The organism is Corallococcus carmarthensis, from assembly GCF_003611695.1.
Classification (GTDB): Bacteria; Myxococcota; Myxococcia; order Myxococcales; family Myxococcaceae; genus Corallococcus; species Corallococcus carmarthensis.
The window spans coordinates 1-7,221 of the sequence record NZ_RAWE01000327.1 but is presented as its reverse complement, the minus strand read 5'-3'; the positions used below and the strand labels follow the sequence as shown (position 1 = coordinate 7,221).

The following is a 7,221-nucleotide window of genomic DNA, read 5'->3' as shown; positions in this document are numbered from 1 at the left end:
GGGCGGGCATGGGCCGTTCTTTACACCACGCACGCGCGGAACCTTCCCGGACCGGCGTCGGGCGTGTTGGCTGTCTGCTTCTCTGCCCGGAAGGGCTCGGCTGGATGCCCTCTGCTGGACGTCTGGCCGCCCGTCCCGGAGGCAGGCGCCGGATGCGTGCCATTGTCGGTACTTGGGTGCCCCCTGAGGCGAAAAGGTGTTCCTGGCCGGACGTGCGGCAGGCGGGCGTGCCGGTTCTCGCGCGTCAAGGCGTTACGGACGGCGAGGGGCTCCCTAGCTTTCCGACATCAACGCAGCGCATCGACTTCGAAAGGGAGGGCGCACATGCCTCGCTCCTACAGCTTCGATCACTTCCAGGTTCCCAAGACGCTGCCGCCGCAGAAGCGCAGCCTGCGCCAGCGCGACAAGGAACACCTCTCCCAGTCCTCGCGGGTGACGGTGAACGACGACGCCGGCGTCCACTACGGCAAGAGCCACGCGCAGACGGAGGAGATCCTCATGGCGCGCAAGATGGAGCTCCAGCTGGAGGAGCTGGCCCGTCCGGATGCGGACGCCAAGTTCTCCCACGGGCCGGTGTCGAAGGTGAGCGGCTCCGCGAAGAAGCAGCGCAAGGCGGCCGCGTCGCCCATCATCGGGACGACCGCGCCCATCGGGGCCCTGCCGCCCACCCAGGAGCGGCCGCCGCAGGGCCGGCTGCCGGACCTCATCGACGAGGCGCGCCGGCAGCTCAAGGCCATCCAGTCCGGCGTGGGCGACGTGGCGTCGGCCGTGCAGCGGCTGGCGTCGCTGCCCCTGGAAGCGGTGCGGCTGGCGGCCCGGCGGATCCGCCCGGCCTGAGGAAGGAGAGGGTGGACAACGCGTGGAGCTGACCCTGGTCTCCTACAACATCCACTCCGGCATCGGGGTGGACGGAGCCTTCGATCTGGAGCGCGTGGGCACGGTGCTTCGCGAGGTGAACGCGGACATCATCGCCCTGCAGGAGGTGGGGGACTTCCGGGGCAAGACGCCCCGGGAGGACCAGCCCGAACACCTGGCCCAAATGCTGGGGATGCACATGGCCTTCGGACCCAACGTGGTCCGCAATGGCCGCCGGTACGGCAATGCCATCCTCAGCCGGCTGCCGGTGCTCAAGTCGAAGAACTATGACTTGAGCGTGCCGCGCCGTGAGCCCCGGGGCGCGTTGCGATGCGACCTGGACCTGGGAGGTGGACAGCAGCTGCACGTCTTCTGTCTCCACCTGGGGCTGTCCGTGAGCGAGCGGCGGCGGCAGGAAGCGCTGCTGCTGTCCGCCGACCTGCTCCGCGACGCGGCCCGCAAGGACCCCATGGTGGTGTGTGGGGATTTCAACTCCTGGGGCAACGGGCCGGTGTCGTCGCTGGTGCGCGAGGCCATCCACGACGCCGCGTTCGAACTGGGGGCCGCCGCGCGCACGTACCCCACGCGGCTGCCGCTGTTCCGGTTGGATCGCATCTACGTGGACTCCGGGGTGCGGCCGGTGTCGGTGACGCCGCACCGCTCGCCCCTGAGCCGGGTGGCGTCGGACCACCTGCCGCTGGTGATGCGCTTCGAGGCCCCCATCTCCGTGCACTCGCCCGTCGCACCGCCGGTGCAGCTGATCGGCTAGGGGGGTGGGCTTGCGCTAGGCTCCACCGGGGTCCGGTGGTTTCTCGCGTTGAGTGGCCGACGCTGGCGAACGCCGGACAATTTCCTCGCGCTGTGGTTGTCGCGGGGAGGTGGGGTGCCTAGGTTGGCGCCCACGCGCACAGGGACGTGAGCGTCGGCCGGAGAGCGCATGCACGTGGGCAGTGAACAGACGGATCGCGGCGTCGCCGCGCTCGTCGGGCGCATGGCGGACGGCTTCAGTCGGTTGGTGACGCAGCACCTCCAGTTGGCGCGCGTGGAGCTGGCGGAGGACGCGAAGGCCATGGGCCTGGACGTGGCGAGCATCGCCGTGTTCGTGCCCTTCCTGCTCGTGGGTTACGCCTTCGTCTGCGGGGCGCTGGCGGCCGTGCTCGCTCCGTGGACGGGGTGGGCGGGAGCGCTGGCGCTGGTGGGCGCGCTGAACCTGGTGGGCGGCGGCCTGGGCATCCTGCGCGCGGTGAAGCGCATGAAGTCGCGCCAGATGATGGATGACAGCGTGAGCGAGCTGTCGCGCAGCATGGCGGCGCTCACCACGGCCCGGCCGCAGCAGGTGGCGGCGCCCGGGGTGAACACGCTGAAGGACACGACGGGAATGGCATTCAAGGAGCCGCGGGATGGCCGCTAGCAATGGACACCTGCCGCGCTCGAGCGCGGCGCTTCGCGAGGAAATCGAGCGCACCCGGGCCGACCTGGCCACGTCGGTGAGCGCGCTCCGGGTGGAGGTTTCGGAGGTCACCGACTGGCGTCAGTGGGTGCGCAAGCATCCCTATGCCTGCGTGGGGACCGCCTTCCTCGTCGGTTACCTGGTGGGCTCGCGGCGCTGAACGGGCGCCCGCGGGCCGCAGTGCAGAGACTTCAGGACGCAATCGGAAAACGAACGCACAGCAGAGGGCTTCCATGGAAATCAATCCGCAGCAGATGGCAGACCGGGCGCGGCACCTTCAGGATCAGCTGCCGGACATGGACGAGGCGCGGCAGAACCTGGTGGACATGAACCGTCAGGTCGTCGGGTTCATCAAGGCCAACCCGGGCACCTGCCTGTTGGGCGCCATCGCGGTGGGCTTCATCGTGGGCCGCATCGCCTCGCGCTAACCGGTTGCCTGGAAAGGGAGCACGGACATGACGAACTATTCGGGCACGACGGGCAACGGCACGGCGGAACACAGCGAGGACGCGGGCTTCGGCCAGCGCGTGGATCAGCTGGGCTCCGACGCGCAGCAGTTCATCGACAACGCGCGCAGCGCGGTGGCGGACCTGGGGCAGACGCTGGACCTGAAGGGGCGCGTGGAGCGCAACCCCTATGGCACGCTGGCCATCGCCGTGGGCGTGGGCTACGTGCTGGGCGGTGGCCTCTTCACGCCGCTGACCGGGCGCATCCTCAAGCTGGGCGTGCGGCTGGCCGCGCTGCCCTTCGTGAAGGATGAGCTGATGGGCATGGCGGAGTCCGCCTTCCAGGGCTACCAGACGGGCCGTGGCCCGCCGCCGTCGGGCAGCGTCTAAAGAGTTCCGAAGCAACCCGCGTCTTTCCCCCTGAAGTCATTTCCCTGGAGTCGGACATGCTGAGCCTGAAGGACTTGAAGAAGCTGGACCGGGACGACGTGCTGGACCTCATCGGCCTGGAGACGCGCCGCTCGACGGCGGAGACGGCGCTGCCGGCGCTGGGCATCTTCGCGGCGGGTGTGCTGGTGGGCGTGGGCGTGGGCCTGCTGCTCGCGGACAAGCCGGGCACGCAGCTGCGCGGTGACCTGCGCCAGCGCATCCAGGGCGGTCAGGACAAGCTGGCCACGGCCATCAACAATGCGCGCACCCCGGAAGGCCAGCAGGGCGCGGGCTCCACGGTGCCGCCGGGGCAGCGGACGACCTGATTCCTGGCAGTGCGTGAAGTGCACAGAGGGCCTCTTCCTGCGGGACGCAGGGAGGGGCCTTCGTGTTTGCGCCGAGGGGAGGGCGGATGGCCTAGGATGCGAGGCGATGCGCGGTCCTTCGCATCAGGAGCAGACCCTGTGAGCGCGGCGAAGAGGCGACGGACAACCGGCACGAAACCGCCCGGGGCGACACCGCCGCCGCGACATGACACGCCCGTGGATGTTCCCGCCGTGGATGAGTCCACGGTGCTCCCCGCGCGAAACACAGACACACCGTGGTCCTCCGGACCCGATGGCGCGCTGGGGCAGTTGCGCGCGCTGGAGACACTGGAGTCCACCTACGACGCCTGGGCGGAGCTGAAGCGCGAGCACGCGGCGTCCGTCATCCAGTTTCGCGAGGAGCAGGCCCGGCTTACGCAGCAGGGTTCGTTCCTCCTGGGCGCGGTGCGCGCCGCGGGCATGGACGCCAATCCGGCGACTCCCGGCCTCCAGCCCCAAGGCGCCGCCAGCGACTTCCTGCGCGACGCGGAAGCCAAACTCGCCAAGGCCCGCGATGCCGTCTCCCAGCGCGAAGCGGAGAGCGAAGCCCGCTACCAGGCTGCGGTCACGGAGGTCCGGACCACGCTCCTGGACCGCGTGCGCCGCTACCTCGTGCGCAGCCGGCCGCACCTCACGCTGCTGCTGCGCCGGGTAGGCGCCGAGCGCTCCATCCTCCATGTCTCACGCGTGCAGCCGGATGAGGCCGTCCTGCTCTGCTACCTGCTCACGCAGCGGGTGCCCTCCCGCTACGGCTTCCTCTTCGACGACTCCACCGAGGACCTGTCCCTCCCACCCGCGCCGCTCTACGCGGAGGAGTCCATCGCCTCCGACGCCGTGCGCCCGGATGCCCCAGGCCTGCTGCGCGTCATCGACGCCAGCGCGGACGTCCTTCCGCTCAAGGGCTTCATCCCCCTGCGCGTGCCCAGGCCCGGAGGAGGGGAGGACTTCTTCCGCCTCCTCCAGCGCGGCGTCGTGATGGAGGTGGAGATCGCGGATGGCCCGGACTTCCGCGGCATCCTCACCCGCGAAGAGTCGGAACGCTTCGCGGGCCACCTCCTGCGCCTCAAGCTGGAGGAGCGCATCGGCCTGGACATCGAGGCCGGGTAGAGGCGCTCAGTTCGTCCGCACGATGCCCACTTCCGCGGTGCCCGCCAGGACGACGCTGCCCAGGAAGAGGTTGTCGGACTCCGGGCCGCCCATGCGCACGGCCTGGAAGATGACCAGGTAGGTCTGCTTCGGGTTCGGGAACGCGGTGGCCGGAATCGTCACGCGCGCCTCCCGGAACGTCGCGGGTGTCGCCGCCAGCTGGAGGAACTCCACCGGCGTCGTCGGCACGTTCGAATAGGTGGACTGCCCCTTCTCTCCGTTCGCACCCAGCGGCACCACCGTCACGAAGCCCAGCGTGCGGTCCTGGTTCGCCGGAGGCGGCGGCCGGTCGAACGCGAGCGCCGTGTTGGCGTTGATCCGCAGGAAGCCCTCCGCCGGATGGAGCCCCAGGATGGCCTCCTTCGTCGGCGCGTCCTCCACCCGCGCCTCGTACTTCGTCCCTGCCTGCTCCGCGAAGAACGAATAGGTGGCCCCGGACGTGTACTTCAGGTCGTCCGTGGAGTCGCTCGTCACGCCGTAGCTGCCGCCGCCCTGGCCGTTGAGCGGGACGCCCGCCGCGCTCCCGGCGCGCAGCGTCACGGTGGCCCCACTCACGCCCTCCGGCTGCGAGTTCTCCCCGGACTTCGTCCCGAAGAACACGAACGCCGCCGTCTGCCCGGGGAAGCTCACCACGTCCCCGCCGTCCGGCCCGCCGTACGTCCCCGCGTCGTAGCCCGCCAGCGCGGACGCGGACACGTCCACCTGCGGCGTCGAGAGCAGGGTGCCCACCATCACGTGGTCCGCCGTGAGCTGGTTCGTCGTCTTCTCCAGGTCACAGGCGAGCGGCGACAGCATGGACACGGTGGCCAGGGCGGACAGCAACAGGCGTTTCATGGGCACTCTCTTGAACGGGGCTCGGATGACGGCGGCCAACCATACCGCGCGTGTTGTCCCATAGGCGCGGGGCCCCGGCGGGGTATCCTGCACTCCGCTCGTGCAACGCCTCCGCATCCACTCCTCTGGCCGCCGCTTCCTCCACCGGCTCGGCTTCTCGCTCGTCATGGCGGCCCTGTTCGGCTGCCTGCTGGGCCTGCTCGTCTCCCAGCGCGTCACGGGCCCCACCCGGCTGGACGACACGCCCGCCCCCCTGCTGTCGCCCTCCGGCTTCATCGACGGGCTCTCCCACTGGCTCGACGGCGGCGAGCGCGTCTTCTACGACTGGCGCATCCGTCAGCTGGGTGAGGTCTCCGAGCGCTCCGACCGCGTGGTGCTCGTCTCCATCGACGACGACACGCTCGCCGAAGCCCAGCAGGGCCCCCGCGCGGACATCGCCGCGTACCCGTGGCCGCGTCAGGTCATGGGCGGCATGGTCCACCGGCTGGTGGAGGAGGGGGCCTCCGTGGTGATGCTGGACTTCGCCTACCCGGAGCTCAGCCCCCGCGCCTGCGTCACGCCCACGCGCTCGGGCCGCGGCGCCCTGTCGCAGGACGACGACGCGCTCCGCGCCCTCCTGGACCAGGACCCCGGCCACTCCGTGCTCGCCTTCCGCTGGGGCGCCGAGGGCACCCGCACGCTGCCGCCCACCGGCCGCCTGTGGCCCTACCGCGTCCGCCTGGGCAGCTACTCCGGCGTCACCGACGCCCGCGCCCGCGCCCAGTCCGTGCTCGCCCTGCAGCGCCCCGCGTTCCTCATCCCCGTGGGCAAGGGCCTGGAGGTCTGGGCTGGCGTCGCGGACGAGGGCGAGGGCCGCAGCCTGGGCGAGCAGCTGGGCACCGCCGCCGCGTCCATCCAGGAGCGCCGCGCCGCGGACGATGCCTTCCGCGTGGCGCCGTCGGACCTGTTCCTGGCCCTGGCCTCCGTGCAGGTGCAGGGGCTGGATCCGGAGAAGCTCCTGGAGGTGCGCCAGCTCCAGCACCCGGTGACGCCGCTGCTCAGCCCGGCCAGCGGCTACGGCGCCACCACGCTGCCTGGAGACTCCGACGGTGTCGTGCGCGGCGTGCCCCACCTCGTCGCGTACAGCCCGCACGGTGGCGAGCGCTACGTCCTGCCCTCGCTGCCCCTGGCCGCCGCCATGCGGCTCGCGGGCACGCAGAAGCTGCGGTACGCGGACGGGCGCCTGTACATCGGGGACAAGTACTCCGTGCCCATGGACGCGTCCGGCTACAGCCTCCTGCGCTGGGAGGCCCCGTCCGCCACGCGGGGCGCACGCGGCCCGCTCGCCCGCTCCATCCGCGCGTGGAACGTGCTGCTCAACCTCTTCGACACGCAGGAGGCGCGGCCCGCCCGCTTCGACCACGACCTGGACGGCCGCGCCGTCATCCTCACCAACACCAGCAGCTACGCGCCCGAACGGCGGGTGACGCCCATTGGCCCGGGCATCGCCAACGGCGCCGTGCTGGGCCAGGCGCTCGCCAACATCCTCGCGTCGGACGGCATCGTCCGGGCGCCGCCGAAGGTGGACATGCTGGCCACCATGGGGCTGGCCTTCATTGGCGCGTTCCTGGCGCTGTCCTGCAGCTGGCTGCTGCGCTCCGTGGGTGGCGCGTTCCTCTTCGTCTGCGTGGCGGTGGCGGCGGGGGCGGGCTACGTG

The 7,221-nt window shown here is 71.0% G+C and carries 10 protein-coding genes; 9 read left to right on the top strand and 1 reads right to left on the bottom strand.

Annotated elements, in window-relative coordinates; genetic code table 11:
- Positions 1-324 precede the first annotated feature (324 nt).
- The 8 genes from D7X32_RS41960 (at position 325) to D7X32_RS41925 (ending at position 4,652) form a co-directional block, all read left to right on the top strand.
- Positions 325-837: a hypothetical protein gene (locus D7X32_RS41960; RefSeq protein WP_120608115.1), complete on the top strand. Its 513-nt coding sequence runs from the start codon at positions 325-327 to the stop codon at positions 835-837.
- 22 nt (positions 838-859) lie between these two features.
- A complete protein-coding gene (locus D7X32_RS41955; protein WP_120608114.1) occupies positions 860-1,624 on the top strand; it encodes an endonuclease/exonuclease/phosphatase family protein in 765 nt (254 codons plus the stop codon).
- 168 nt (positions 1,625-1,792) lie between these two features.
- Positions 1,793-2,266 (top strand): phage holin family protein, encoded by a 474-nt coding sequence (locus D7X32_RS41950; protein ID WP_120608113.1) that lies wholly within the window; start codon positions 1,793-1,795, stop codon positions 2,264-2,266.
- Entirely contained in the window at positions 2,256-2,465 is a 210-nt protein-coding gene (locus tag D7X32_RS41945) for a DUF3618 domain-containing protein (protein ID WP_120608112.1), read from the top strand. Before D7X32_RS41950 ends, D7X32_RS41945 begins: the two co-directional genes overlap by 11 nt.
- 73 nt (positions 2,466-2,538) lie before the next feature.
- Complete coding sequence (locus D7X32_RS41940) at positions 2,539-2,733, top strand: hypothetical protein (RefSeq protein WP_120608111.1); 195 nt, start codon at positions 2,539-2,541, stop codon at positions 2,731-2,733.
- Positions 2,734-2,760: 27 nt separating this feature from the next.
- The gene (locus D7X32_RS41935) at positions 2,761-3,141 is read left to right on the top strand and encodes a hypothetical protein (RefSeq protein ID WP_120608110.1); all 381 of its coding nucleotides are present in this window, start codon (positions 2,761-2,763) and stop codon (positions 3,139-3,141) included.
- A 56-nt stretch (positions 3,142-3,197) separates the two neighbouring features.
- Complete coding sequence (locus tag D7X32_RS41930) at positions 3,198-3,506, top strand: YtxH domain-containing protein (RefSeq protein WP_120608109.1); 309 nt, start codon at positions 3,198-3,200, stop codon at positions 3,504-3,506.
- Between the two features lie 231 nt (positions 3,507-3,737).
- Positions 3,738-4,652: a hypothetical protein gene (locus D7X32_RS41925; protein WP_120608117.1), complete on the top strand. Its 915-nt coding sequence runs from the start codon at positions 3,738-3,740 to the stop codon at positions 4,650-4,652.
- Between the two features lie 6 nt (positions 4,653-4,658).
- Here the strand turns inward: D7X32_RS41925 and D7X32_RS41920 are convergent, their stop codons facing one another.
- A complete protein-coding gene (locus tag D7X32_RS41920; RefSeq protein WP_120608108.1) occupies positions 4,659-5,525 on the bottom strand; it encodes a hypothetical protein in 867 nt (288 codons plus the stop codon).
- Positions 5,526-5,625: 100 nt separating this feature from the next.
- Here D7X32_RS41920 and D7X32_RS41915 point away from each other — a divergent pair.
- A partial coding sequence (locus tag D7X32_RS41915) for a CHASE2 domain-containing protein (protein ID WP_244239479.1) occupies positions 5,626-7,221 on the top strand: 1,596 nt, incomplete at its 3' end.

What these genes read in the sequence shown, in the direction of transcription:
- D7X32_RS41960 (WP_120608115.1), top strand. Translation starts at nt 325, where the DNA reads ATGCCTCGCTCCTACAGCTTCGATCACTTCCAGGTTCCCAAGACGCTG.
- D7X32_RS41950 (WP_120608113.1), top strand. Translation starts at nt 1,793, where the DNA reads ATGCACGTGGGCAGTGAACAGACGGATCGCGGCGTCGCCGCGCTCGTC.
- D7X32_RS41945 (WP_120608112.1), top strand. Translation starts at nt 2,256, where the DNA reads ATGGCCGCTAGCAATGGACACCTGCCGCGCTCGAGCGCGGCGCTTCGC.
- D7X32_RS41940 (WP_120608111.1), top strand. Translation starts at nt 2,539, where the DNA reads ATGGAAATCAATCCGCAGCAGATGGCAGACCGGGCGCGGCACCTTCAG.
- D7X32_RS41935 (WP_120608110.1), top strand. Translation starts at nt 2,761, where the DNA reads ATGACGAACTATTCGGGCACGACGGGCAACGGCACGGCGGAACACAGC.
- D7X32_RS41930 (WP_120608109.1), top strand. Translation starts at nt 3,198, where the DNA reads ATGCTGAGCCTGAAGGACTTGAAGAAGCTGGACCGGGACGACGTGCTG.
- D7X32_RS41920 (WP_120608108.1), bottom strand. Translation starts at nt 5,525, where the DNA reads ATGAAACGCCTGTTGCTGTCCGCCCTGGCCACCGTGTCCATGCTGTCG.